We start from the raw sequence: 26,649 nt of genomic DNA on the forward strand, positions 1-26,649 counted from the left end.
CACTCAAGCCCCGACCACGAGATCGAGCCGTCTGGCGGCCTCGGCAGAACGCTCAGCTTCGTAGCCAAGCCGGTGCGACAGATCCTTCGCAGCGTCGCGCAGGGCGCGGGCGAATGCGCCGTCGAGCTCGGCGCGGAATCGGCCCGCCTCACCCACCGCGGTCAGCGCCAGCACCGCGCGGCCATCCGCATCAAGCACGGGCGCGCTGAGGGCGTTGATGACCGTCTCGCTGCGATAGAAGGTCTCCAGCCCCTGCCTGGCGAGTCCCTGGCGGCGCACCTCCGCGAGGCGTTCGTGCCAATCGCTCTCCGCCCTCGCCAGGTCCTGACCCGGCAAGGCCGTCTCAGCAATTGCTTCAGGAGGAAGGTACGCAGCGAAGGCCAGACCAGTCGCCGTCGATGTCACCGGGAGGATCAACCCCACGGGAAGCGCTTCGCTCACCGGAGCGGATGCCGGCTCCCAATGGGTGATGGTCGGACCGTGGGCGCCCCAGACGGCGAGCGCCATCGTCTCGTCGAACCGCCTGACCAGACGCTCGATCGCACGCCTGCCGAGCCGCATCGCCGAGAGCTGGACCTGCCTGCGATCGGACGACAGCGTGCTGTCGGCCAGATCATGCGGATCCGCCAGCAGATACCGGCCATTGCCGAAGACGAGCGGCTTCCGCTCGGCTTGGTCGATCGCGACGACCTCACCGACATAGATCGTGTGGTCGCCGCCCGGCACCCGGGACACGACCCGACATTGCAGCCGGGCGCTGCAATCGCGAAGCAGCGGCACGCCGCCGGCGCCGAGATCGACCTCGATGCCGGCGAACTTCGCATGCGAGGATTTCGCAAACCGCCTCGACAGCTCGATCTGGTCCTCAGCCAGGATATTCACGGCAAAGCGCTCGGCCTCAAAGAAGGCCGGATGGCTGCCGCTTTTCACGGCCTGGCTCCAGAGCACCAGCGGCGGATCGAGCGACACCGAGCTGAACGAATTGGCCGTCACGCCGTGGAATTGGCCGGCGCCATCGACCGTCGTGACAACAGTCACGCCCGTGACGAAGCTTGCGAGCACGCGCCTGAGGTCGCGGCTGTCGAACAAAGGAGCATCGGGCATTTCCACCTCCTCAGCGTTCATCCGTTCTTTTGCGTTTACGCGGCAACTGCTTCGGCCGACTCCACCGCCGGCATGACATGCTCGGCAAAGCGGCGGATCGAGGCCGCGGCCTCGGCGTGCGGCATGGTCCCGAACATGAAGCTTCCGATCACATAGTTCAGTCCACCCGACGCGACCTGGTCGGACAGGATTTGCGTCACCGTCCGGGCCGAGCCGGCAATCGCATGGCCGGATTCGACGAGTTGGTCGAACGCGGGCGGCAGCTTCGCATTCACGGGCTGCGTGCCGTGCTTGCGCCAGAGCTTGATGAAATTCTCGTAGAACGTCGGCCAGGCCTTCCGACCGAGCTCATGGGCCTCACGGTCGGTCTCGCCGACGATGATGTAGCGATTGACGCCGATGAGCGGCGAGCTGTCTTGCAAGCCGGCCGTGGCCATTTCCTCGCGATAGCGATCCGAAATCGCACGCACGCGCGAGACCTGCCCTCCGCAGACCACGTTCACGCCGTTGCGCGCCGGCCAGACCACGGAATCGGGCGAGCCAACCGCGTACCACATCGGCGGACGCGGCCGCTGCAGCGGCTTCATTTCCACCGTATAATCATTCAGGCTCCAGAACTCGCCCGTCGTCGTGACGGACTCCTGCGTAAAGCAGCGCTGGATCGTCTCAAAGGCCTCCGCATACATCTTCGCCGCCTTCGCGGAGTCGATCCCGATTGCGTCGAGCTCGTGCGGTGAGGCGCCGCGCCCGATCCCGAACTCGAACCGGCCGCCGCTCAGATGATCGAGCATGCAGATCTCTTCGTAGAGGCGCGCCGGATTGTAGGTCGGCAGCAGATAGACGAGCGGACATAGCCTCAGCCTCTCGGTGCGCTGCGACAGCGCGGCCATCCACACGCTGGGCGACGGCGTCGTGCTCAGCGGCGTGCCGTGATGCTCGCTCATGTGGAAGCAATGAAAGCCGAGACGATCGTAGAGTTCGGCGAGCTGAAGCCGGTTCTCGTACTGCTCCGCCAGCGCAAGGCCGCAACGGTCATTCTGGTCGAAGACGCCGAATTTCATGATGGATCTCCTCGTTGGATTGATGTGCGCAGGCCGAGTCAAGCCGAGGGGCCGGGCCGGACATGAAGCTGAAACCGATTGCCTTCGGGGTCGGCGAAGGTTGCGACGCTGCCGTGCGCGCCCATGTCGCGGCTTGCCAGATGCCGGCCGCCGAGCCGCTCGATCCTTGCTGCAACGGACGCAAGGTCGGACGCGTCGAACACGATCACGCTGCCGCGCGCGTCCTTCGCCGCCTCAGCTGCCGAACTCAGTGCAAACGCAAGCGGCCCGGCCTTGAACTGGCACCATCTGTCGTGATCGCGAAACGACAGCGGCAGCTCCAGCGCCTCGGCGTAGAAGGCCTGCATGCGATCCATGTCGTTGACGACCGTGTAGACGCTGCTGATGGCACCAAGGGGCATCTCCTTTTCCTCCTCTCCATGTATTCAATATTGTTGAATATATGCGCTATTGTTGTATCATGCTCCCCGTCTTCATTTGTGTCAATCTCGATTCCCTGAGCGGGTCGAAGGAAGCAGATCTGGAGAAGAAGCCGCGCCGAGGCATTCGGTCGGTCGAAATTGCCTTTCGGACTCCCGCGTTATGCAGGCGAGCCAGCAGGCCATGGCCTCGAAGGAAGATCGCGCCGCTGGCGGGCCTGACGACGAGCGCGGCACATCTGATCGAGCGGGAGTGGGGCGCGGTGTTCGGCGGCAAGACCGAAAGCCGTGACTAACCGACCCGGCTTCTAGTTGGTGCCCTATCTCTTGAAGCTGCCCTTAGAGCAGTTCACGCGGCGGCTTGGAGCCTTTTCCGTTCCGATTGATCGGATCCTCGGCTACCCTATTCTAGCCGCGTCGGCGGAACTGCTGAAGTTGATGGATGGCTGCATGAGAGCGGAGATGGGCAGGCTCGATAAGCAGATGGATCCCTTCCACCCTGCCGGTCATCTGACGGCGGCGGATCGCGACCCTGAGAACCTAGGTGAGCAAGTCGACGCGGCCTCGTTCGTTGACGCGGCCCGAGAAGAAGCCGCCTCGTCGCCCGCGCATTTTGGGTCGGGCCAGGCGGCGACCGGCGTCACGGGCTCTACCAATTGGATCGACCGAGCAGGTCGCATCTGGCGACGCCATCTCCAGCGCGATCAACTCCCCCGGACGACCGGAGGGTCGATGGGAAACTTGGAGCGGTGGTTGATCGCACTGCTGAGCGTCGGCTTGGTCGTGAGTTGCGTCTGCGTAATCATTGTCTTCATGCAGGTCAACGCGCGCAAATTGGAGATCGCAACACTGCAACGTGATATCATCGCGCTCAAGCTACGCGTAGCCAGGCTCGATCAGATCGCAAGCGCCAATGAGATACGCGAAAAGGCAAGCAGTGGAACACCCAAGCCGCCGTTGGAGACCCAACCTGACCAGGCGCCGCTCATCCTGTCACGTGAAGAGATTCAGTTTGTCCGGGACTATATCAAGCCTGCACCTGCTGCCGGCCCCGCGACTGAGACGATAAAGGTCGGCGATCCCGTCGTGGGAGAAACCGTTCCCTTTCCCTCTGCGATCACGGACAAGGTGCGGAAACTGCTCGGCGCACGATTTACCGTTCGCAATGGCGTTGTTGTCATCGTCCGCAGCGGCAGCCGTCAAGCTGACGCTGTGATTGGGCCAAATTGACGAGAACTGGCCGCGATCGCAGGAGCCGATCGCCGCCTTAAGGCTGATTGTTTGGCGGCCTTTCGATGAAGCGCCGGCTGCCGTTGAGAAGTTCGAGGTTATTGGCGATGACCGGGTTGCCTGGATCGAGCGAATAAGCCTTCTCAAACTTTCGGCGCGCCGCATTCAGATTGCCGCGCAGCATGTACGAATATCCCTGGTCATTCAGGATCTGAACCGTCTCGCCTCCCAGCCGGATCGCCTGGGCGTAGGCCTGGTCGGCAAGGTCGAAACGACGGAGCTTGTCGTAGCTCGCCGCGAGCCCAATCCAGGCAGTGACGTCCTTGGGTGATTTCTCGACGGCATCCTTGAAATAGCGCTGCGAGAGTCCGTAACTGCCGCGATTGTAATGCTCCAGGCCCAGCCGCACAGGCTCGTCCGACGGGTAGTACTTGACGTCGGTCGGCTCCTGCACGGGGTCCCCGCCCGGCGGGTCAACGGGAGCCACGATGGCGGCTTCCCTCGTTGTGTAGTCGCAACCCGCAAGTCCTGGCGCCAACCAGCAACAGGTCAGCAATACAATGGCACGTCGCATAACCCTCGTCTCCCGCTCGGTTCAGCGCATTCACTGCACCAAGCGCAAATGCCCGTCGCTCAACTCACTTGCAAAAACACCGCTACCTGGTCCCTGCCGCTGGCCCGCCGACCGGCACCGAGATTCCCGACGATGCTCCCGCTCCCAATCCAGTTACATTGACATTCTGGGTGACAGGAGGGCGCTGGCCCATCTGTTTCGTCGGATCACCGTTATCAGGAAGCTGATCGATCGGCTGTTGCGAATTGCCGTAACGCGTTACGGCAGCACCCACGCGACGCGCGTCGTATGCGATCCGGCGATCGCCGACATATCGCGGCCAGGGATGGATGGTATGAGTGACGGCGTTCACCTCCTTGGCGTTGCCGGCACTCATCGTGATGGTGTCGGAACGCTGGAAGTAGCGGTCCACCTCGTCATGACCGGCGAGGCCGTAACATCCGCCGAGCAGGATGGGCGCGAACACAGCCAGGTATCTGATGATCATCTCGCGCGTCCTCTAGTTGAGGGTTTTGACGACCGGCTGGTCGGCAGCAGAGGCTGGAGCCACGACGGGCGCCCTGATTTCGGGAGCGATGATATGTCCGTACGGTCCCTTCACCTCGCCACCGGAATTGACGTAGTCATCGTAGCGCTTGCGAACTTCCATCTGGCCGTTGAGGAAGAAATCGACGTCGTTAGCCGGCAGGCGCGAGTCGAGTGGCGAAGCCAATTGCTGACCGGGCGCCGCCGGCGCCACCAGGCGCGGCGTCACGATGATCACCAGATCCGTTTCTTCCTGCTGGTACGATTTGCTGCCGAACAGGGTTCCAAGTACGGGCACCGAGCCGATCCATGGCAATTGCGACACGTCCTGCCGGTTGCGCGTCTGGAGCAGGCCGGCAATTGCAAAGCTCTGGCCATCGCGTAATTCGACCGTGGTGCGGGCGTCGCGTCGGGTAAGTGCCGGCACGGTGGTGCCCTGAATGGTAATCGCATTGGTGAAATCAAGCTCGCTGACCGACGGCTCAACCCGAAGGTTGATCACGCCGCGCGAGAGCACGGTAGGGACGAAGGCGAGCTCAACACCGAACTTCTTGTAATCGATCGTGATGGTGGGAAAACCATTAGTCGTCTGAGTCGGGATGGGAACTGGAAACTCGCCGCCGGCCAGGAAGCGGGCGGCATCGCCGGAAAGCGTGGTCAAGTTGGGCTCCGCCAGCCGGCGAGCCAATCCCTTGGTTTCCAACGCCGAAATCAACAAGTCCACCGAGCCGCCGTTGCTTGTTCGGACGATGCTGGTCAACAAGCTTCCGAACGGTATCGGAGCCACACCGCCCGCGGTGCCAATAAGGGTATTCAATGTTCCGAGTACCGGAAGACTGCCGGTCGGGGGATCGCCGACAGGTCCTCCCCCAGCACCGAGGGGACCGTTGGCGGTATTGATACCACCGATCGGAGCTCGACCGGCGCGTGTCACACCCCCCAACCCGGTATTACCGACGTTCGTGCCATTGGCATTGGCCGCATAAAGGTTCACACCGAGGTCGCGGCCAGCCTGCCTAAAGACCTCGAGAAAGCGCACCTCCAGCATCACCTGCTGCGGGGCCGCGACGCTCATTGCGTTGACGACAGTGCCTCCCTTCGCAACCGTGCTGGTGGCGATCGCCATGGCCCGCTCGGCCGTAACCGCGTCGGCCGCCGTTCCGCTGAGGACCACTTGCCCCTCGGAAGCGGAGACGCGGATCCCGTTCCCGCCAGTGCTGCTGCGGATGTTCTGCTGGAGATTACCGGTATCGATCACGACCTCGACGTCGAGAATGCCGATCTGCTTCATCGAGGAGTCGAGCAGGATGACATTGGTGGTGCCGGTCTGCTTGCCCTGGACGTAGATCAGGTGATCGCTGAGCGACTTCACGTCGACGATGTCAGGCGAGCCGGCCACGATGGTCGCGAAGGCCGTATCGACCTTGAACGTACGCGACTTGTTGACGACGACCTTGACCCGCTGGACGTCATTCATTTCGCTGACGAACACCCCGCCCGAGGTATTCCGCCGGTCAGCCGCAGTTGCGCGATCACCGGAATTCAACACCGTCAGCGCAGCAGCCAGGACGCTCAAGGCGAGGAGCCCTGCTCCCGTCCAACTCGAAACGCGACCGCCATCCATTCCGGTTTCCCCCCGCCGCCTTCTGCAGCTGTCCCGTAAATCTACGTCCTCGGCAGCCTCACAACTCCACCTCGCGCCCATCGTAGAGTTTACGGTCTCTCCCACTACAAATCCGTTACCGTTATTTCCCGGCGCACATCAGTTGAGACGGAACCTTACCTCCCGCTCGCGCGGGACACCCCCAGCTGAGCTGCGAATGATGCGGCAGATCATCGTCCTTCATACCAACTGCGTGCAAGGAAAGACGTTTGCCGCAGTGCCGCAAGACCCGAAAAACCTTACGGATGTTGCCCCCGCGCACCACTTTTCCGTCGGTCAGGAGGTATTGCACGCAGGCGTGGAAGATCGGGTTCCGCTGCCGGCCCTTGCCCGCTGCTGCGTGGGCCACCAGACCTGATCCTGATGATCTTTGTCGGCACCGCATGCAGGCCGGCGCCGCTAAAACGGAATGCTCGTGGAGGCGCTCGGCGCGTTCAATCCCGTGCCCCAGATCGGCATCAGCATCTTAAAGTTTGCTTGGGAAGCTGTAACCGTCAAATTGTTGCTGCTGGACCCAGCGGTCATCGTCGGCGTGAGACCACCGAAATACAGGAAAGGCGCAACATTTTGCCTCTGTGGGTCAGGCAGGTAGGTATTGATATCGATACAGCCGGAGGGCGCCGTGTTGTTGGTTACGTTAGGTGTGTAGCACTTGATCATCGTTGCCCGGGCGCCGGCGCTCGCGAGCGTCCGCAAGGATTGCATGGTGATCGCATAGCGTCCGAGGTCGAAGATGGCGAATATCAATGTGAAAAACGCTATGAAGACGAGGACAAATTCGAACGCCGCGGCACCGCGATTGTCGAGCTTTCTCATCATCGCACCAAAGCGACAACTTGGGTGTAAGCGATAGGACCACACCCTTGCGTACTCAGGAAGCCGCCGCCGCTCATGGTGAGCGTTTTGGCGATCACCTCTGAACACGTCGTGTTCGAACTTTGAGTCCCTCCGTTCCAGGTCACGTCGACCTTTGGGAAATACGTCGCTCCCCCAAGTGCGACCGTACCACCACCGTTGATCGTGACAGCATTCTTGGACTTCGTCGGCGCCTGATCATCGATCAAAACGCCGTTCAGATCTGACGAAAAACTGTTGGTGACGGGAGCAGAGAGAGCGACCGTGCCACCGCTGATGGAAAGGCTCGAATCCCCCAACAACACCAGGGTTACGCCCAGACCTGTGCCAGCAGGCGGCCACTTTGTGCAGGCGTTGCAGGTGACTGTTCCGCCATTGATCTTTATTGTCGCATTGTAAAAGACGTACGTGCCGGGAGCGAAATCCAGCCAGTCCCCGGTCGTCACGCTCAGGCTTCCGTACGCCCCCGTGGCAGGGGGAGCATTCGGGGACGCCGTAAAACAAGTCTTGGTGCCGGCGGGCGGCGCTGGCGAGGTGGGACACGATGTTAGCTTTGTTTCTGGATTGGAGCTGCCAGTCCTGCTGTTGAACGATTCGCTGTCCAGCTTGCTAAGTGGATTGGTTGCGTTCGGCATGAAATAGTTGTGCGTCACGCCAGGATTGCTACAGGTCCCTGAAGGGGTGCAGCCACTTACACCATAAATGGCCCATCCCGAACCCGTGAAAGTTGGCGTGCTGGCAAACTGAACGGTGGTGTCCGACATCATCCCGCAGCCAGTTCCGTTGTTGCTGAGGTTACCACCGAGCTTGAGCGCGCCCGTGTCAGGCCCGAGTGCCAACGCACACAGCTTCGTCGGGTTCTGGACCAAAGCAATGGCTTGGGCGGGGATGGTGACGGTTTTAAAACCCAGCACTGCCGCCAGGTAGGCCGGCTGTTGCTGCCTGACTATGGCGCGAACAGCATTACCGGTGCCTGCAGGGGGCGTTGTGAACGTGCCCGCATTGGAGTCGCCGACATAATCGCCGATATCGATCTGCACGACCCGCGAGATTCCGCTCGGAAGACTCGTCGCACACCGGCTGTCGGGATAGGCCGTGTTGTCCGCTGGACTTGAGTTGCAAAACGCATTCTGTGCCGCGAATTCCTTGCCGCGATAATCCACCGATTGTGGATCGCAGTTCGTCGCACCAGCTATCGTGCATGCAAGCCGCAAGGCGCCCGAATAGGCTGCCGCATCGGCCGCGTTCTGCGCGTTCTTCTGGGTGACGTACCACGATCCGGCCTCGGCCCCGAGCGAGACCACGCCGATGAGCGGCACGAGCGCGATGACTGTTGCAAATGCGACCGAGCCTCGTCGTGAGTGGAGCAGATCACGCATGGAAGCACCTATTGGAAGCGCTCTGAGTAAAGCAGCGTGTATGTACAACTCGTGGGACACAGCACCGGTCGCCAGACAATCGGGGACAAGGTGACCGTTGTCGTGAATGAAAAATATTTCGGGGTAGCAATATTGCTCGACGAGCAGGCAACACGTGCGTCTCCGCATATCACCTGGATGTTGCTGATCGGATAGCCGGCGACTGTTGTCTGTAGCCCCGAGCAACAGATCACCGTCCCGTCAGGTCCGAGCGGATTATGGTACTGCAAGTATTGCCCGAAGCCGCGCAGCGCCGCCCAGGCGGAGCTAAACTGCAAGCCCGCGATGGCCACCTCGGCGAGCGACATCAGCAGGAACGCCACCAGGACTGGATAGACGATCAATGTCTCAAGCGCGACGGCACCGCGCTGATCCGCCATGAAAGACTTCTTGTGGCTCATGAGCCCCACCTCGACCGATACTCACGGTTCTGGGTCGTCGACCGGATCAATAGCACTCACCAAACATGCGGGATCAATCTCCAGCGCGAGGTCTCGTAACTGGAATATTCAGGACAGTTGCGTCGGAGCAGGTCCTCTTCGTAATAAATCCGGCAAACCTGGACACCAATATGCAGGACGAGCAACGCTGCTGTCAGGGGCGTCGGATTTCTAAGCACCACACCCAAAACCGCGACTTCTTCCGCGAGGTAGAGCGGATGCTTGATCCATCGATAAGGGCCCGTTTGCACGACGTTGCGCGCCTGCGGCACCAAACTGAACGATCTGCCAAGATGTCTGATGGTGACCAGCATCATGATCATGCCGATCAGCACGCAAGCGGTGGATGCCAGGTTTGGCAACGCTTCGTCGGTCTTGCCGAAGAACGCGATCGTCCACGGCATATAGGTGCCGACGAACGCCGCGATCCTTGGGAGAAGACCGTCCGCCTGCGCCTTTGCTGGCGGCCGCGTGATGGTCAACAGCGCCAGCAGGACATAGAAGGTCGCAAGGCACACACTCGACAAGAGCGAGGGCCAAGGATCATGGGGCGACGAGCCAATCCTGATGGCGACGCCAAGTGCCAGCAACATGAACCACATGCCGCCGAACAGCTGCATCGTCCGATCGTAAGAGGAGGTTTTCGACAGGACAACGGTGCTCATGGCTATTTACCGAAGCTGGCAAACGAACGTACTAGATGCAGAATGGGGCTTCCTCCCAAGATGACGAACATGGCCGGAAGCAGGAACAGGACCATGGGAATGGTCAGCTTGGCGCCCAACTTGTGCGCTCTTTCTTCCAGCTTGGTAATGCGTTCACGCCGCAGGTCGACAGCGATGTTCCGCAGAGCCTGGCCGACTGGCGTTCCGTATTGCAGGCTTTGAGCGATCATGGTGCCGAACCGACGAAGCCCGTCTGACGTGGATCCCAATTTCTCGAAGGCGTCGCTGCGGTTTGGCAGTATCCTGAGATCATCAAGAAGACCGTGCAACACCCGGGCTATCGAGGGATTGGTCTCGTTCATTTCTTGCGCGACACGTGCCAGCCCGCTCTCCAGGCCCATTCCCGCTTCGCTGCACACAACCAGCAAATCGATCATATCTGGCGTGCCCAGCCGAACAGCAGCATCAAACCGCCGCTTCAGCACCCCCAGTATCAATCGCGGCGCTACAATTCCGATCGCCAGGCCCATGAGGGTGAAGACCAACACATCCGTCGGTGCCTTTCCCGAGAGCTGAGCGGCCCCCCCGGCGATAATTGGGCACAGGAACATGCTGACGGTTTTGATACCGATCCAGGTCGGCAAGGTTCGATGATGATTGAAACCTGACGATTGAAGGATGGCTCGCAGTTGATCCAGATTTTCCTCGGCGTAGAAGCGGCGCCACCGCATGCCGAGCGATGAAACCCAACTGGTCATGTCCTTGAAAGTTGCCGCCTCGCCGGCAATTCCCAGCACGGCGCTTGACACACGCGCGTCCAATTCGCGCAGGTGTATTTCGCGGATGATCAACAGGCTCGTCGCAGTCCCAGCTGCTATTGCGAGGGCCACCAGACCGAGACCAAACGTCATAGTGTTGTTTCCCTTCTGACCATCCAACTGATCACCACGGCTCCGACAAGCACCGAGGCGACCGCGTAAGCCAGCAGCTTGTTTCCGACTGGATCGGTGAACAACAGATCAACCGTTTGCGGATTGGCCGCGTATAGGACTCCGCCGCCGATCAAGGGCGAGACTGTCAGTGCGCGTGAGGAAAAGATCACCTCTCCCGCCAACGCCTTGGCTCGAGCAGCCAGCGCAACACGCTGTCTCACAGTCTCTCCCAGGTTCTGTAAGGTTTCGGCCAGGCTGCCGCCGGACTTCAATTGAACTGCAAGTGTCACTGCAAACATCGCATACTCTTGGACTTGTGTTCGTCGATAGACAGCTTGGACCGCCTCCTCCGGAGGTCTCCCCAGACTCACTTCGCTGCATACGATGGCAAACTGCCCAGCCGTTGGTTCCGGCATGTCGCGCGCGAGGGCGCGAAATGCTTCGTTCACAGGCAGGCCCGTTCGAACTGTACTTGTCACCAACTGGATGGCATCCGGCAGCTGCCGAAACAGTCGAAGGGCGAAGCGACGTTGCTGCCATCCGAACAGGCCTCGCATCACGATGATGGCTACGATTGCGGCGACGATGGACGCGTAAACAAGGGGATATCCCAGCTGGCTATTCGCATAAAAGATTGCCGCTGCCGCGAGGGCGCCCGCAAGCAACACATAGGCCGGATGCCAGGCGTAAGGTATCTCGGGCCTGTAATTGGCGAGGCGATAGAGAAGCAGAGACCGGGACCCAGTCTCCGAACGGCGAATGGATGGCAAGCTAGCTGGATGTGAATCCGGCAGGGAAACCGCAAGCTGGCGATCGAAGCGTCTTTCCCGAGCGTCGAGCCACAACGAAATCGCTGCTGCGCACATCGCAAGCGCCAGAACGGCGACGATCACGGACTCCGGCATCATATTTGCCTCATCGCCTCGGCCCAGACGCCATCCAGCCCGTAATAGACAAGACGACTCTTGAATTTCGGGGTAGCAAGGTTGGACCTATAGGTGCCGGATAGTCGCCCATGCACATCCTCCTCCTGGTACTCGAAGGCTGCGATGTCATTGGTGGTGATCACCTCGCCCTCCAGGCCGATGACCTCGCTGATCTGAACGATACGGCGCTGTCCGTCCCGCATCCGTTCGACCTGCACAATGAGATCCAGTGCAGCGACGATCTGAGCTCGAATGGCGCGCGACGGTAGATTGACCTGTCCCATCTGGACCATGTTTTCGATGCGGGTCAGGGCATCCCGGGTACTATTCGCGTGGACCGTGGAAATCGAACCGTCATGGCCGGTGTTCATCGCCTGCAGCATGTCGAAAGCTTCCGCACTGCGGACCTCGCCAACGACGATCCGGTCGGGCCGCATGCGCAGGGCATTCACCAGCAGATCCCGTTGCGTCACCTGCCCTGTGCCTTCCAGACTGGGAGGCCGGGTCTCCAGGCTAATCACGTGCGGCTGCTGAAGCTGCAACTCTGCCGCATCTTCGATCGTGACAATGCGTTCGTTGTGATCGATGAATTGACTCATCGCGTTCAAGAGCGTCGTCTTGCCGGATCCCGTACCGCCGGAAACCAGAACATTGAGCCGGGACCGGGCGGCGATCTCCAGCAGTTGTCCGATGGCCGCGGTCATTGAGCCATTTTCAATCAATCCGGCGATATCCAGGCGGCGACTTGGAAATTTCCGGATGGAGATGCACGGACTATGGATCGCAAGCGGCGGCAGGATGATGTTGACGCGGCTGCCATCCAGCAGGCGACAATCCACCATCGGACTGGATTCGTCGACGCGCCGGCCGACCTGCGCGGCAATTTTCTGAGCGACGGAGGTGATGTGATCATTGTCGCGGAATCGCACCGCAATTCGTTCCAGCCTGCCGTTTCGCTCCACGTAAACGTTACTCGGACCGTTCACCATGATATCGCTGATCGATTGATCCAGCAGCAGCGGACGAAGCGGCCCGTAGCCCGTCATGTCGTCGGCAATCTCGTCCGCAAGCTGAAGCTGCTCGCGCCCCGACAGCTCGAGCCGTTCCTGGTTGGCGATTTGATGGATGATCTCTTCGATCTGCCGCCGAAGAACCTCGCGCGAAACGGTTGCGGCCACCGATGGCTCGATCTGCTCAATGACCCGTTCACGCAACGAAGCCGGTATCAGCGGATGGTGGATCGGGAGTTCGTCGCGCTTGGGCGCGGATGCGAACACGTTTGAGGCGGGTGGAGGCCCGCTCGGTCCGGATGCGGCAACGTTGGGCATCGACAGAGGCGAGCCTGTCGCAGGACCAGGCAGCTCAGTCCCCAAAGCAGCTACGAAAATGGGCGCGTCGTCATCACGCCTGCCGAACTTTTTCATCGCAGATGTGCTTTGAGCACCCTCCTCCACCATCCACTCCGCTCGGCACCGACACCGCTGATCTCCCGCACAATCGGCGCCAGGTGACGTCGCAACTTCCTGACGTGCTTCAGAGCCGGAATTCCGAGATTGACTGCCTGGGTCATCCCCTTACCCAGATCCGGAACGATCATGTCGGGTTCTGCGCCCAATGCCTTGACGACCGCCGCCCTCGGAAGGCCGCCAGGACGATCGGCCCGGTTGAGCAAGGTAAAAACCCGGTCTTTGCCGGCGATGTTGATCACGGCGGCGCGCAGCGCGTGGGCATTGCGAAGTCCGGTCACCTCCGCTTCGAGCAGCACCATCACGTGACGGGACAGCGTAATCACCGGGTAGATTGATGGCGGGAACGGGACCGGTACGTCGACTACGATGTAGTTGAACCGTTGGCGGAGGAGACCCAGCACGTGTCGCACGCCAGCTTCCGTGATTTCGAGCTGCGCATCGAGGTCCTCGTCGGCCGAGACCAGGCAAACGCGTTCGTTGACCTCGATTGCGGCGCGCTCGAGGAAGAGTGTGTCCGCCCGTGCCGGATTTTCCAGTGCTATGCGCAACCCCGGCCCGGGACGAACCCCCAACATCACTGCGGCCTCTCCACCCTGCAGATGAAGGTCAAGCAGCGCCACTTTGGCCTTGGTGGTCTCGGCCAGCTGCAGTGCCAGATTGATCGCGATGCTCGTGGCACCGGCGCCGCCCTGTGCGCCGCAGATCGACACCACGTGCCCACCACGATCGATCTGGTTGGCCGCCATGTCGCCGAGTAATTTCGGGCGGAGCTGGTCCAGCACCAGATCGCGCGTGAGCGGCCGTGGCAGGTACTCGGTCAAGCCGAGCTCCAAAAGCTCACGGTAGAAGGTGATCTCCCTGTTTTCGCCGATCAGAGCAACGCGGACATCGGGTGGACAGACCCCGGCCAGCCTTTCCAGTTCGGTGAAGGGATCATCGATGCCGCTGATGTCCGTCACCAGCGCGAACAGGTCAGTATCGGTTTCAAGCATCCGTATCGCATGGCGGATGGTACCGCGCCTGATCAAAAGGTTGGCGCCTTCGAGCCCCTTGCGCAAAGCCGCGGCGCTGATCTCGTCGTTTACGAAGCAGACGACGCGGTTACGCGTGACGATCGATATCGATTCTTCGGGCGGAGTGGCTATGGCAATGTTCATCAACGTTTCTCCGGCAACTTGCTAACGTCACCCATAGCGGTTGCAGTCTGGCGGACGATTCCCGACGACCCATCGCAGCTGACGAGAGCATCTTCGTCTTGCTTCCTGACCGTGTATTGCTTGACCTCTCCGCCCGAATGAATGACGATCGCCGTTCTCTGCGCTGCAATTGCATTCTGTCGAGCAAGTTCCGGCGACACATCGCAGCTGGACATCGCGCCCGTGTCCGACTTGTCCCACTGATCGACTGCCGCGCGCACGGCCAACGACAGCGTTCCGAGCTGCTTTGCGACAGTGATCTTTTTGACCTGCTCCTGTGCAAGCTCCAGTGACACGGTTTGCGATTGCTTGCCTGCCATCCCGCTAGAGGGCCGCCCGCCCTCCGCGATCTCCTGGTCAATCGCGATGACTCGAACATTGCGCAGAACGGTTTCGCTCAGCGCGCGCCGCGCGGGATCGGCCTTCTCGAAGACCTGGGTCAGCACGACATCGACATGATCTCCCGGCCTGATCAAGCCCGAGACACCCGCCTCTTCGTCAACCTTGATGCTGATGGCGCGGCTGTCCGGTGCCAGGACACTGGCAAGGAATCCCCGATCTCGCGGACGCAGAATGTCTTGCAACGTGACAGGGCTGCCCGCTTCGACGAACCTGCGGATGAGAGAGCCGGGGAGTCCGGTCTTGGATTCGGGCGTCTCTAGGATAGCCCCCTGTGGAACGTGCTCCGGCGACACCGATCGCACGGTGAAATCTTCTTCGCGGGCCAATGTGCCCTTCGGCAAGGGATGTGCCGCGACAAAGTATCCAATGGTTGACGGCGCCGCCGGCGGTGGAGCCGTCTCTATGGCCTGTACCGGGCCCGGCGGCGGCGCCTTCGGGAGGTTCATGTTATAGGCAATCAGCCCGAACGCAGTGGTTGCGAGCAGAAGCACCATGATGATCGACAGACGCAACGCGGATGACATCTCATAATCCTTTGCTCAATACCGTCCAAATGCCGCCGCAGGCTATGGCAACCCCATAAGGCAGCGGCGCGTGCCGCAAATTGCGCCAGCGCTCGATCGCGTAAACGCGACGCGCGAGCGACGATCCGGCCGGCGCCAGCTTGGGATATGGCAGGAGGCGCATCAGCAGATGCACCAGGGCAAGTATGCCGCCGGCCAGCGCCGTGATGGTCAGCAGGTCAATCACGCCGGTCAGCGGGAGACCAACCGCAAGCGCAACCAGCAGCTTGACGTCGCCGCCGCCCATCCATCCCCGCATGTAGACGACCAACAGCAACAGAAACAGGATCGCAGCTGATAACAGTGATTGGGCAAGTAGCGCGGGGCTGGTCAATTGCGCGGCGATCCCGAGCAGCGCCAAGGCCAGACACAATTCGTTCCGGATCAACCGCGTGGCGAGGTCGATCGTCGCTACATATAGCAACAATAGGATTTCCAGAAGCGAGGTTGCGGGAGCAATCCAATTCATGAAATGCACGCCTCAAAAAAAGGTCGAACGCGCACGAAAAAATGGGTGAGCTAGCGAGAGGGGGCAACTTGGATTGTCCCCTCCAGCATTAGATGGCCGTATCAACCAGCAATGGCCGTATTGAAAGCAGTGACGATGGCGGTGATCCCGGTCGTCAGCGCTGCCCCAATCTGGCCACCAGCCCCACCACCGAACACAGCACCTACTGCGCCGACGATGCAAACGGCGACGATAATGTACTCGAACGACACCACGCCGCCCTCGTCGGCACGCAGGTGCTTCAAAGCTTCCCTGGTTACAACGTAATATCTCAACATGTGAGAACGCCTCCTTGTAAGCCCCCTCCGTCGCCAGACAAAGCCTTGCCGACGGTGGGGCGCACTCTTTTTTTCGCTCGAACGATGGCCGTGTCAGCCGGCGATCGCTGTGTTGAAAGCAGTGACGATGGCGGTGATCCCGGTCGTCAGTGCTTTTCCGATCTGGCCGCCAGCGCCACCGCCGAACACGGCACCCACTGCGCCAACGATGCAAACCGCGACGATGATGTACTCGAATGACACCACGCCGTCCTGGTCCGTCCGCAGACGCTTCAAAGCTTCCTTGGTCTCGATGAAATGATGCAACATAGGAAGAATCCCTTGTTTCAAGATGGATTTGCAGACACCTCGGCAATTTCAGCGGCTGCGGATTTATGTCCGGCCCCGCCAGCGATAAACTATCCATTAAACATTTATTATCGTCAACATTTAATGTATTAATGCCGTTCTTGAATTAACCCGTCGCGAAACTGCAAAAACGCCGTAGTAAAAGGACGTTAGTTGGTCGAATCCTGGGCAGAGCGCCGGCTGAGAAACCAAAGAATCACCGGATTAATACGGGTAAAGCGGGGGTAATAATTCGATTATTTGGACATTCGATTATTATGAATTATCGTGGTGCATCAACCTGTCAACCCACTCAGATCGGGCGGATGCTGCGACCCGTCCGGCGTGCATGGAGAGCAAAGTGCAACACATCTGCCCACCACTGGTGAGGTGATCCCTTCCGAAGATTCCAATCGCGCTGATCGCAATTCGAGCGAGATTCGGTCAAGCCCCGCGAGATACCAGATATTCAAAATCGGCCGGATGCATTCAACGCAGCCAGCATAGCGTTGAGAGGTTGCTTGATGGGCTACTTCTGCCGAAACGACTGGTTGAACGACATTGCGAGTGGTCCAACGATGTATTCAAAGGCGGTTCGTTGGACCGTCGGAATCATGACGGTCGCGGGCATGCCAGGGTACAGTCGGATGTTTGGCATGCCCGCCAATTCGCGCTGATCAATCCGGACGAAGGCCGTGTAGTACGGCGCATTCGTTTTCGGATCCGTAAGGCGGTCAGCGGAGACCTGGATAACGTCGCCATGAATGATTGGCACGATGCGCTGCTTGTAGGCCGTAAGATGGACTTCGGCGCGCATATCCGGGTGCACGTCGCTGATGTCTTCGACGGCGACCTGCGCCTCGATGGTCAGCGAGTCCTCGTCCGGAACGATGTCGAGGATCTTATCGCCGCGCTGTATGACGCCGCCCACCGAAAACACGTTCAAGCCCACGACGTGGCCGGTATAGGGCGCCCGGATTTCCATGCGACCGAGTACCGACTTTGCGCTCAGCGCTTTAGGAATGACTTCGAGCAATTTGGCCTGCGTGTCTCGCAAGTCCTTGGTGATATCCGTCATTCGATCATTATCGAGTTGGGCGATCTGCTGCTCCTGCTCGGCGATCGCCTGCCTTGCTTTGGCAATGTTGGCATTGGTATCGGCAATCTGTCCATCTAGACCGTACGCAGTCCGCTCCAATTGGAGGATGCGCGGGCGCGCGATCAGGCCCCGCTCCACCAAGGGCGCAATATCCTTCGACTCGCTGCGGACGGAGTTGATCTGATCAGTAAACGACTTGACCTGCGCCTCCGCACCGAGGATCTGCGACCGAAGCTGGTTGATCTTCTCGCGAATGACGCTTCTTTGCCCTTCCAGTGATGCCCGTCGGCTTTCGAACTGGCTAATTTGACCGTTCCAGACACTCCTGAAATACGGATCGTCCGAGCGCGCCTTCAGGTCCAACGGCATGTTGAGATCGGACCTATGATCCAGCTCCGTCAGGAGCCGGACTTCCGTCGCACGAAGCACGGCGTACTGCTGGCTGAGCACCTCATATTCGGCGCGCGCCTGGGTTTCGTCGAGAACGATCAGGAGATCGCCGGCAAGCACCCGCTCGCCTTCTCTGACATGCAGTTCCTTGACGATGCCGCCATCCAGGTGCTGGACGCTCTTGCGGTTGCCATCGACCTTCACGACTGCGTTGGCGACCACAGCGCCGTTCAGCGGCGCGGTTAGCGCCCAGGTGCCGATGCCGCCGAAAAAGCTCGCGATGATCAGCCATCCGGCGAACGCCACATAGCGGATGGAATCGAGCGGCGCATTGTCATTCTCACGTCTCACCCAGCTCGGAGCCGGAGCGGGTCGTTCCGTTTTAAGCGCAAAATCCGACAGCGCCATCTGTAGTCTCCTAGGTGGTCACTTCCCGCACTGCGTGAATCGGTACCGGGCGCGTCAGGCGCGCCAGAACTTCGGCACGAGGTCCGAACATTTCGACGACGCCTTCGCGGAGCATCAGTATCTTGTCGACAATGCCGATAGTGGACGGCCGATGGGAAATGATCACGACCGTTGTTCCGCGTTTCTTGAGCTGCATGATGCAGTTGGCGAGAGCGGCGTCGCCATCGGAATCCAGATTTGAACTTGGCTCGTCCAGCACCACCAGGCTGGGATTGCCATAGACTGCCCGAGCCAGCCCAATGCGCTGACGGTATCCCCCTGAAAGGGTCGCGCCCCCCTCCCCGATTTGCGTGTCGTAGCCCTCGGGCAGTCGCAGGATCATCTCGTGCACCCCGGCCATGCGCGCCGCCAGGATAATCTCCCTGTCCTCTCCGTCGCTGAACCTGCCGATGTTGGCCGCGACGCGATCGGCAAACAATTCGACGTCCTGCGGTAGATAGCCAAGATGCTGGCCGAGCGAGGTTCTGATCCAGCTGGATACATCCGCCCCGTCAATGCGAACGGCGCCTGCCGATGGCACCTGCACACCCACGATGTGGCGCGCCAGTGTTGATTTGCCAGCACCGGACGGCCCGATGATTCCCAGCACCTCGCCTGGCTCGATCTGAAACGAGACATTCCGCAGAATCGGCTTCGAGAAGCCGGGCGGTACACACGAAAGTGCTTCGACAGAAAGGCGGCCCTCGGGGCGCGGAAGCGTGAGGCGAGGATCCTGCGTTTGGGCGGCTGCCAGCAGTTCGCGGAGCCGGAAGAACGCGCCGCGCGCCGAGACAAGACCGCGCCATGATCCCACAATCTGCTCGACCGGCTGCAAGGCGCGGCCAAGCAGGATGCTGGCGGCGAACATCGCGCCGGCCGTCGACAGGCGCTCGATCACAAGATAGGCGCCAAGGCCAAGGATCAAGGACTGCATCGAAAGGCGCAAGAAACGGATCATGCTCTGGATCGTCGCAGCGCGGTCGCTTGCGGCGACCTGGCGCTCGAGCATCCGCTTGCGGTCCCTGCCCCACCGTTTCAGCAGGCCTGCCGTCATCCCCATTGCCCGCACCACTTCGGTGTTGCGCAAGCTCATCTCGGAAAAGTTGTAGTTCCTGCTTGCCGCTTCATTGGACTCCAACAGTGGAGGCTTGACGAACCACTCATTGAAGAGAGCCATCAGGATCAAAATGATCGCGCTGCCCAGCGCAAATGCGCCCAAGAGTGGATGCAACGCGAAGATCACCGCGAGATACACCGGCGTCCACGGCAAATCGAGGATGGCGTGGACCCCCGTGCCGGTTATGAACTGGCGGAAAGTATCGAAATCGCGCAGCAGCTGGCTGCGCGCTCCGCCGGAAGCCGCCGAACGATCGATCACGGCACTCATGACGCGAGGCGCGATATTCCGGTCGAGGCGGATGCTCGCGCGCGTGAGCACCCGTGCGCGCACCATGTCGAGACTGGCGAGTGCAGCGAATGCCAGCAGCAGCGCGATCGTGAGCATGAGAAGCGTGACCTCGCTCGCACTCGAGATCACGCGGTCGTAGACTTGCAGCATGTACAGCGGTCCCGCCAGATAAAGTAGATTGATCGCCAGGCTGAAGATGGCGGCGGTGACGAAATAGCCATGCGAAGGCGTCAGCAGTCGCCGCAACTCATCATGTCGTTTGGACGGTTTCGTCAAGGCTGATTCCTCACGCAATCGACTTCATTGAGAAGACCCAAAGCATTGCAGCAACCGACTCCTACTGGCCTCGAGTCATACCGCTCAGGCGATGTGGTGCGGGTCATAGCTGATCACCGTTCCGTTCGTTGTGTCCGCCTTCTCGGTAAAGCCCGTCGGATCATATTGCCCTAGGAGGACGATGTTTGCGGTGTGAGCACCGTCCGAGACCGTCAGAGTGCCGCCCGTCCCCGCCTGAGTTTCCGTGAAGCTCACCGTGGTGCCAGCGCCAAAGCTGATGCCCTTGATGTCGATGTCGTCGTTGCCATCGAGACCGCTCACCGTGCCCGAGAAGTGGAAGGCGTCATCGAGGATCAGGTGGCCGGCGGCAGTCGCGTCGAAGTTGATCTTTGCCGCTGCTCCCGCCTCGAACTCGATGGTGCCAGCCCCACTGATCAGGGCATTGCCGTTGCCGGTGACCTCGCCCATTGCGGTGACGGTGCCGCCATTGGCCCAGATCAGTCCGCTGTTGGCGACCGCACTGTCGAGGACAAGCCCGCCCGGGCCGGTCGCCTCCAGCGTCCCGATGTTGACCATTGCGTTGACGCCGGTGTCGATCACCAGGGCATGGACGCCCGTGGCATCAATCGTGCCCTGGTTGCTCAGCGTCAGACTGCCCTGCCCGATCTGGCCGGCGCCGGAGATCACGTTGTCGACGTTGTCGAGCGTGACGTTGGGAGCCGTGCCAGCGATGACGTTATGGTCATCATCGGACAGGATTACCTGACCGCCGCCCTTCAGAACAATGCCGGTCTGGATCAGTTGCAGCAGAGTCTCATCGCCGGAACCCTGCAATTCGATCGTGCCGGTATTGTCGATGATGCCAGACAGCGGCAGCATCGCGCCATCGCCGACGGTCATCATGCCCGGATTTTCGGTCGTCGGGGCCATGTCGAACTCGAAATTGGTCGCCGTGAGGTCCGCTGCATGTACGCCATCCAGCGTAATCGTCTGGCCAGCAGCCAATGTGATCACCGCATTGCCGTTGGCGTCGTCAGCGGTGTGGGCCTGAACGTCGCTGAAGCTGTGCCAGCCGTAGCTGATGAGGTCGATCGTATCCGATGACACTTCGAAGCTGTGCAACACATCATTCCCGATCGGTCGTGAGAATACGAACGTGTCGTGACCACTCGAGCCGGTCAGGGTGTCGTCGCCAGACCACGCGAAGATCGGAGAGCCTGGAGCGAAAGCTTCGATATTGTCAGAAATGACCGCCGTTCCGGCTTTACCATCTGCATTGATCCAAGTCTCCGTTACGGTCACTACGTGTGCGCCGCTGTATGTTGACGGCGTCGAAATGGTTAGCTCCCCGATATCGCTGGTCGTCATGCTCCATGAGCCGTCCGAACTCTTAAAAGCCCCACTTACGGTCCAGTCGGATGGGGTGTTGCTGATTTGCAGAGTAACCTGGGTGTTACTGCCGGTAGGATCTGAGAGAGCCAAATTTATTGGAGCTCCCGCGACACCCGCGGGGTTTTTGGCCACAGTGACCTGCTTTGTACTTACTGCACTATCTAGAGTGCCGTCATTAACGGTAAAGCTGATCGTGCGCGTGCCCGTATTGATGTTATTCCCACTGTTCGTGTCGTTGTAGGTCACCGCCTCCAGCGCCGCCTGCCACTGCGCCAGCGTCGCCGTCGCTCCCGACGAAGTCAGCGTCAGCACCCCGGTGCTGGCGTTGTAGCTGCCGGCGATGTTGCCCATCGTGCTGCCGTTGTTGGTGAACGCCAGCACGTCTTCCGCCGACTGGAAACCGCCCGTGATCTGCACCTTCGCCGACGCCAGCGTTGCGTTGTCCGCGTCTGTAACTGTCAAGCCAGTATCGATCTTCACGGGACCGGTGGAGTTCCCTCCTTGTTTTATGAACGAAGTCTGCCCAGAGCTATCCGTTACTACGGGAGCCGTATCCACAGCCGTGATGATGACCGTCTTGGTGCTCGCCACGCTGTCCAGCGTGCCGTCGTTCACGGTGAAGCTGATCGTGCGCGAACCCGTGTTCGGGTTGTGCGAGGTGTCGTTGTAGGTTACCGCATCCAGCGCCGCTTGCCACTGCGCCAGCGTCGCCGTCGCTCCTGACGAGGTCAGCGTCAGCACCCCGGTGCCGGCGTTGTAGCTGCCGGCGATGTTGCCCATCGTGCTGCCGTTGTTGGTGAACGCCAGCACGTCTTCCGCCGAGTGGAAACCGCCGGTGATCTGCACCTTCGCCGACGCCAGCGTCGTATTGTCGACGTCGCTCACGGTCACGCCGCTGTCGATCACCACAGGCGTGTTCGCGCCGGTGCCGGAGGCCTCCGTCCAGGTCGTCGAGCCACCGGTGCCGGTCACCACCGGCGCCGTGTCGGTTGCCGTGATGATGACCGTCTTGGTGCTCGCCACGCTGTCCAGCGTGCCGTCGTTCACGGTGAAGCTGATCGTGCGCGAACCCGTGTTCGGGTTGTGCGAGGTGTCGTTGTAGGTTACCGCATCCAGCGCCGCTTGCCACTGCGCCAGCGTCGCCGTCGCTCCTGACGAGGTCAGCGTCAGCACCCCGGTGCCGGCGTTGTAGCTGCCGGCGATGTTGCCCATCGTGCTGCCGTTGTTGGTGAACGCCAGCACGTCTTCCGCCGAGTGGAAACCGCCGGTGATCTGCACCTTCGCTGACGCCAGCGTCGTATTGTCGACGTCGCTCACGGTCACGCCGCTGTCGATCAACACAGGCGTGTTCGCGCCGGTGCCGGAGGCCTCCGTCCAGGTCGTCGAGCCACCGGTGTCGGTCACCACCGGCGCATCGTTGGTCCCGGTCACCGTCACCACCACGTTCTGGCTGGTGGTACCGCCGTGGCCGTCCTCAACCGCGACCGCATAGGTCACCGTCAGGGTCTGACCCGCGGCCAGGAAGTCGAACGTCTTGTCCTGCGCCGAGTAAGTCCACGCCACCGAGCCAGAACCCGTTCCGGTCGAGTCGGTCTTGGTCAGCGCCAGCGTGCTGGCACTGGTCAGCGCACTGATCTGGCCCGCAGAGAGCGTGCCGCCCGACCAGCTAAAGGTCGGAGCCGCCTGGCTCACCGTATGCGCGTCACTAAGGTCAACATCGGCAAACCCAATGCTGCCGCTGGCGCTGTCCGTGCTGGTCGAGCCGGTGGTGTTGCTCGCCTCGCTAAATGCACCGGTCGCGATGGTCGAACCCGCCACGATCGTCGGCTGATCGTTAGTCCCGGTCACCGTCACCACCACGTTCTGGCTGGTGGTGCCGCCGTGGCCGTCGTCAACCGTGACCGCATAGGTCACCGTCAGGGTCTGACCCGCGGCTAGGAAGTCGAACGTCTTGTCCTGCGCCGAGTAAGTCCACGCCACCGAGCCGGAACCCGTTCCGGTCAAGTCGGTCTTGGTCAGCGTTAGCGTGCTGGCGCTCGTCAGCGCGCTCTGCTGCCCAGCCGTCAGTTTGCCGCCGGACCAGACAAAGCTCGGCGTGCCCTGGCTGATCATGTGCGCATCCGACAGGTCGACATCGGCAATGGCAATCGTGCCGTTTGCACTGTCCGTGGCGGTCGAGCCGGTCTGCCCGGCAGCCTCATTGAAGGCGCCGGTCGCCGTGGTCGAGCCGGCGACGATGACCGGCGTGTCATTGGTGCCGGTGACGGTGATGGTGACGGGCTGCGAAACGACGCCGCCATGGCCGTCATCGACCTGCACGGTGTAGGTCAGCGTGACGCTCTCGCCGGCGGCGAGATAGTCGAAGCTCTTGTCGGCGGCCGCGAAGCTCCAGGCGTCCGAGCCGGTCTTGCCGCCGGTGGCATCGCTCAGCGTGCCGAGCGAGAGCCAGCTCTTGACGGTGGCGTTGTCGGCCAGGCCGGAGGTGACGCCGCTGGCGACCACCCCCGTGATGGTGACGGTGTGCGTGTCGGACAGATCGGCATCGGTGAAGGTGACCGCGCCGCTGGCCTGATCGGCACTGTTCGAGCCGGTGGTGTTGGCGAGCTCGGTGAGCGCGGCGCCCTGGGCACTGGAGGTGATGACCGGCGTGTCATTGGTGCCGGTGACGGTGATGGTGACGGGCTGCGAAACGACGCCGCCATGGCCGTCATCGACCTGCACGGTGTAGGTCACCGCGAGCGTCTGGGCGGCCGCCAGGAAGTCGAACGTCTTATCCTGGGCACTGTAGGTCCAGGCCACGCTGCCCGAACCCGAGCTGGTCGAGTCAGTCTTGGTCAGCGCCAGCGTGCTGGCACTGGTCAGCGCACTGATCTGACCGCCGCTCAGCGGTCCGCCCGACCAGCTAAAGGTCGGAGCCGCCTGGCTCACCGTATGCGCGTCACTGAGGTCAACATCGGCAAACCCAATGCTGCCGCTGGTGCTGTCCGTGCCGGTCGAGCCGGTGGTGTTGCTCGCCTCACTAAATGCACCGGTCGCGGTGGTGGAGCCCGCCACGATCGTCGGCGCATCGTTGGTCCCGGTCACCGTCACCACCACGTTCTGGCTGGTAGTGCCGCCATGATTGTCGGCCACCTGGACCCTGTAGGTGAGCGTAACGGTCTGGCCCGCAGCCAAGTAATCGAAGCTCTTGTCTTTGGCCGAGAAATTCCAGGCTTGCGTGCCGGTCGCACCATTGCTGGAATCGGTCTCCGCCCCCAGGCTGAACCAGCTCAGCAGCGTGCTGGGTGCCGGCAGCCCAGACGTGGTGCCGCTCGTAGTGACACCGGTGACGCTGGTCGTGTGCGTATCGGAGAGGTCGACATCAGCAAACGCAATCGAACCCGAGGCGATATCGGCCGTGCTCGAGCCAGTGGCGTTGGCCGCCTCGGTGATCGAACCGCTCGCCGTGGTCGAGCCCGCCACGATGGTGGGCATGTCATTGGTGCCGGTGACAGTGACGGTGACGGGCTGTGAAACGACGCCACCGTGGCCATCATCGATGGTCACTGTGTAGGTGACCGTAAGTGTTTCGCCCGCGGCAAGGAAATCGAATGCCTTGTCCGCAGCGCTATACGTCCACTTAACCGATCCCATCGCCGTCGCTGAATTGGTGCTGTCCGTCGTGACGAGATTGAGGTTGCTCGCAGCGGTTAAGGCGGCGGTCTGTGCTGAGGTGAGCGCCCCTGACGCCCACGCGAAACTCGGCCCAGCCTTCGAAACGGCGTGGGTATCGTGAGCATCGATGTCCGAAAACACAATCGTTCCGGTCGCTTGATCCGAAGTCGATGACCCCGTGGTGTTCGCAGCCTCGCTGAATGCGCCGTTGGCCGTTGTCGAACCCAAGACGATCGTGGGAGCATCATTCAGTCCGGTGAACTGGAGCGTGACGGTCGCCCAGCTGAGCGTGCCATTGCCGAGCTGAATGGCGTAGGTGAAGGTATCGGTTAAAGCTTCTCCGACGCCCAGCGCCTGAAGCTTGGCATTGATATCGCCCTTGTCGTAGTGAACCGTGCCATCCGACTCGATCCAAATCCTCGCTCCCAGCGCACTATGATCGCTCGTTCCGGCCGCACCAGCTGCGTCATTGCTGTAGGTTACGTCTTTGACCAGCAGATCCGCAGGTGCATAGGACTTGGTCGACGCCGAGGCACTCGTTCCATCATCCAGGGAAAACAGCGTTTTGGCTGCGCCTCCTAAATCATTAGCCATCACGTTTAGAACGAGGATGTTGGCGGCGTCTTCTGTAAAGGAGAAGATGTCGTTATTGGCTTGCGGAGTATTCCCGAACGAAACTGTGCTGCCACCGCCCGTCGCCTGCGTTGCCATAACTAAAATCCTCGAGCTAATGATCCGAATAAATCGCAAATGGCGCAGTGATGGTCGGCCACCACGTCGTTCCTATTCCGGAAGAAAATGCCGTGTCGTTGAGGAGTGCTCGCGATCATGGCAGCGAACTCAATCAGTGGCACTCGGAACTGGCGCTATCTCGCCCGGCGCGATGTCTTGGCGCGGTCGTCGCGGCTCGACAGAACCAAGCGGCGGTGTTGAGCGTCGGGCCGTGCACGAAGGCTCGCAAGTCGTTCGCTACGACTCGCTCGAGCGAAGGATCGCAATTGGACAAAGGAGAATACGAGATGGCCTCGGAACGCGCTTCGACTTGAGACCAGTCGAATGTTGGCTCGGACTGCCACATAAAATGCACGCAACTCATTTACGTCCCTCGTCTGCGAGTGCAGAGCAAGGAGGTTCTGCAGGATCAATTCACGCAAAGCACGAGCGCTCGGACGGACGAACCACGTCACCTCCGCCCACAAGCAACTATCGCCTGTCTGCTAAGCTATGCGAAAAGGATCCTCGGCCCCCCTGCCGCCCGTGTCCGGCCCGCGGTCGGGACACGCACTCATGGTTCTTGTCATCAAATACTTTCGCCTCTTCGGCTCTGAGGACTGACGCAGCGATGAGGAGCGGTCATATCCCGCGGCCTGGAGCGAATTAAATCTGCCTTAGATTTCCATCTCCGTCCATTTAATTTTAAATGTCAAC

At 60.8% G+C, this 26,649-nt stretch carries 23 protein-coding genes; 2 read left to right on the forward strand and 21 right to left on the reverse strand.

The features are described from left to right. Positions 1 to 3: 3 nt before the first annotated feature. The 3 genes from AOQ71_RS22520 to AOQ71_RS22530 are packed head-to-tail and all read right to left on the reverse strand — an operon-like array spanning position 4 to position 2,566. A complete protein-coding gene (locus AOQ71_RS22520) occupies positions 4 to 1,104 on the reverse strand; it encodes a flavin reductase (protein ID WP_063958294.1) in 1,101 nt (366 codons plus the stop codon). Between the two features lie 35 nt (positions 1,105 to 1,139). Beyond that, positions 1,140 to 2,165, reverse strand: coding sequence for an LLM class flavin-dependent oxidoreductase (locus AOQ71_RS22525; RefSeq protein ID WP_057751173.1), 1,026 nt, complete (start codon positions 2,163 to 2,165; stop codon positions 1,140 to 1,142). A 38-nt stretch (positions 2,166 to 2,203) separates the two neighbouring features. Beyond that, positions 2,204 to 2,566, reverse strand: a complete 363-nt coding sequence (locus AOQ71_RS22530; protein ID WP_057751176.1) for a VOC family protein — start codon at positions 2,564 to 2,566, stop codon at positions 2,204 to 2,206. A 333-nt stretch (positions 2,567 to 2,899) separates the two neighbouring features. Here AOQ71_RS22530 and AOQ71_RS22540 point away from each other — a divergent pair, with 333 nt between their 5' ends. Then, the gene (locus AOQ71_RS22540) at positions 2,900 to 3,814 is read left to right on the forward strand and encodes a hypothetical protein (protein ID WP_245317072.1); all 915 of its coding nucleotides are present in this window, start codon (positions 2,900 to 2,902) and stop codon (positions 3,812 to 3,814) included. A gap of 37 nt (positions 3,815 to 3,851) precedes the next feature. Here the strand turns inward: AOQ71_RS22540 and AOQ71_RS22545 are convergent, their stop codons facing one another. The 3 genes from AOQ71_RS22545 to AOQ71_RS22555 all read right to left on the reverse strand — a co-directional run bounded on the left by AOQ71_RS22545 (position 3,852) and on the right by AOQ71_RS22555 (position 6,537). Beyond that, positions 3,852 to 4,301 carry a tetratricopeptide repeat protein gene (locus tag AOQ71_RS22545; RefSeq protein WP_240543397.1) on the reverse strand — a complete coding sequence of 150 codons (450 nt, stop codon included), beginning with the start codon at positions 4,299 to 4,301 and terminating at the stop codon, positions 3,852 to 3,854. Positions 4,302 to 4,470: 169 nt separating this feature from the next. Then, positions 4,471 to 4,875 (reverse strand): hypothetical protein, encoded by a 405-nt coding sequence (locus AOQ71_RS22550; RefSeq protein WP_057751181.1) that lies wholly within the window; start codon positions 4,873 to 4,875, stop codon positions 4,471 to 4,473. A gap of 12 nt (positions 4,876 to 4,887) precedes the next feature. Further along, positions 4,888 to 6,537 carry a type II and III secretion system protein family protein gene (locus tag AOQ71_RS22555; RefSeq protein WP_057751184.1) on the reverse strand — a complete coding sequence of 550 codons (1,650 nt, stop codon included), beginning with the start codon at positions 6,535 to 6,537 and terminating at the stop codon, positions 4,888 to 4,890. A 196-nt stretch (positions 6,538 to 6,733) separates the two neighbouring features. Here AOQ71_RS22555 and AOQ71_RS22560 point away from each other — a divergent pair, with 196 nt between their 5' ends. Beyond that, positions 6,734 to 6,934, forward strand: coding sequence for a hypothetical protein (locus AOQ71_RS22560; protein WP_057751187.1), 201 nt, complete (start codon positions 6,734 to 6,736; stop codon positions 6,932 to 6,934). Positions 6,935 to 6,975: 41 nt separating this feature from the next. Here the strand turns inward: AOQ71_RS22560 and AOQ71_RS22565 are convergent, their stop codons facing one another. The 15 genes from AOQ71_RS22565 to AOQ71_RS22635 all read right to left on the reverse strand — a co-directional run bounded on the left by AOQ71_RS22565 (position 6,976) and on the right by AOQ71_RS22635 (position 25,932). Continuing rightward, on the reverse strand, positions 6,976 to 7,395 hold the full coding sequence (locus AOQ71_RS22565) for a TadE/TadG family type IV pilus assembly protein (protein WP_057751190.1): 420 nt from the start codon (positions 7,393 to 7,395) through the stop codon (positions 6,976 to 6,978). Then, a complete protein-coding gene (locus tag AOQ71_RS22570) occupies positions 7,392 to 8,810 on the reverse strand; it encodes a pilus assembly protein TadG-related protein (protein WP_057751193.1) in 1,419 nt (472 codons plus the stop codon). Before AOQ71_RS22570 ends, AOQ71_RS22565 begins: the two co-directional genes overlap by 4 nt. Before the next feature lie 8 nt (positions 8,811 to 8,818). Next, complete coding sequence (locus tag AOQ71_RS22575) at positions 8,819 to 9,250, reverse strand: hypothetical protein (RefSeq protein ID WP_057751418.1); 432 nt, start codon at positions 9,248 to 9,250, stop codon at positions 8,819 to 8,821. A 56-nt stretch (positions 9,251 to 9,306) separates the two neighbouring features. Then, positions 9,307 to 9,909: a methyltransferase family protein gene (locus tag AOQ71_RS22580; protein ID WP_245317073.1), complete on the reverse strand. Its 603-nt coding sequence runs from the start codon at positions 9,907 to 9,909 to the stop codon at positions 9,307 to 9,309. 47 nt (positions 9,910 to 9,956) lie between these two features. Beyond that, a complete protein-coding gene (locus tag AOQ71_RS22585) occupies positions 9,957 to 10,865 on the reverse strand; it encodes a type II secretion system F family protein (protein WP_057751199.1) in 909 nt (302 codons plus the stop codon). After that, on the reverse strand, positions 10,862 to 11,794 hold the full coding sequence (locus AOQ71_RS22590; protein ID WP_057751202.1) for a type II secretion system F family protein: 933 nt from the start codon (positions 11,792 to 11,794) through the stop codon (positions 10,862 to 10,864). Before AOQ71_RS22590 ends, AOQ71_RS22585 begins: the two co-directional genes overlap by 4 nt. Beyond that, the gene (locus tag AOQ71_RS22595; protein WP_083514412.1) at positions 11,791 to 13,236 is read right to left on the reverse strand and encodes a TadA family conjugal transfer-associated ATPase; all 1,446 of its coding nucleotides are present in this window, start codon (positions 13,234 to 13,236) and stop codon (positions 11,791 to 11,793) included. The genes AOQ71_RS22590 and AOQ71_RS22595 overlap by 4 nt, the downstream gene beginning before the upstream one ends. Beyond that, positions 13,233 to 14,438, reverse strand: a complete 1,206-nt coding sequence (locus AOQ71_RS22600) for a CpaE/TadZ family protein (RefSeq protein WP_057751205.1) — start codon at positions 14,436 to 14,438, stop codon at positions 13,233 to 13,235. The genes AOQ71_RS22595 and AOQ71_RS22600 overlap by 4 nt, the downstream gene beginning before the upstream one ends. Beyond that, complete coding sequence (gene cpaB, locus AOQ71_RS22605; RefSeq protein WP_057751208.1) at positions 14,438 to 15,403, reverse strand: Flp pilus assembly protein CpaB; 966 nt, start codon at positions 15,401 to 15,403, stop codon at positions 14,438 to 14,440. Before cpaB ends, AOQ71_RS22600 begins: the two co-directional genes overlap by 1 nt. Before the next feature lies 1 nt (position 15,404). Further along, entirely contained in the window at positions 15,405 to 15,911 is a 507-nt protein-coding gene (locus AOQ71_RS22610) for an A24 family peptidase (RefSeq protein WP_057751211.1), read from the reverse strand. Positions 15,912 to 16,012: 101 nt separating this feature from the next. Beyond that, the gene (locus AOQ71_RS22615) at positions 16,013 to 16,228 is read right to left on the reverse strand and encodes a hypothetical protein (protein WP_057751213.1); all 216 of its coding nucleotides are present in this window, start codon (positions 16,226 to 16,228) and stop codon (positions 16,013 to 16,015) included. Between the two features lie 93 nt (positions 16,229 to 16,321). Continuing rightward, positions 16,322 to 16,537 carry a hypothetical protein gene (locus AOQ71_RS22620; RefSeq protein ID WP_057751216.1) on the reverse strand — a complete coding sequence of 72 codons (216 nt, stop codon included), beginning with the start codon at positions 16,535 to 16,537 and terminating at the stop codon, positions 16,322 to 16,324. A 547-nt stretch (positions 16,538 to 17,084) separates the two neighbouring features. Beyond that, positions 17,085 to 18,452, reverse strand: a complete 1,368-nt coding sequence (locus AOQ71_RS22625; protein WP_057751219.1) for an HlyD family type I secretion periplasmic adaptor subunit — start codon at positions 18,450 to 18,452, stop codon at positions 17,085 to 17,087. Between the two features lie 10 nt (positions 18,453 to 18,462). Beyond that, positions 18,463 to 20,175 (reverse strand): type I secretion system permease/ATPase, encoded by a 1,713-nt coding sequence (locus AOQ71_RS22630; protein ID WP_083514414.1) that lies wholly within the window; start codon positions 20,173 to 20,175, stop codon positions 18,463 to 18,465. A gap of 84 nt (positions 20,176 to 20,259) precedes the next feature. Beyond that, positions 20,260 to 25,932, reverse strand: a complete 5,673-nt coding sequence (locus tag AOQ71_RS22635; protein ID WP_057751222.1) for a beta strand repeat-containing protein — start codon at positions 25,930 to 25,932, stop codon at positions 20,260 to 20,262. Positions 25,933 to 26,649 lie beyond the last annotated feature (717 nt).

The organism is Bradyrhizobium manausense (assembly GCF_001440035.1).
GTDB classification, from domain to species: domain Bacteria; phylum Pseudomonadota; class Alphaproteobacteria; order Rhizobiales; family Xanthobacteraceae; genus Bradyrhizobium; species Bradyrhizobium manausense.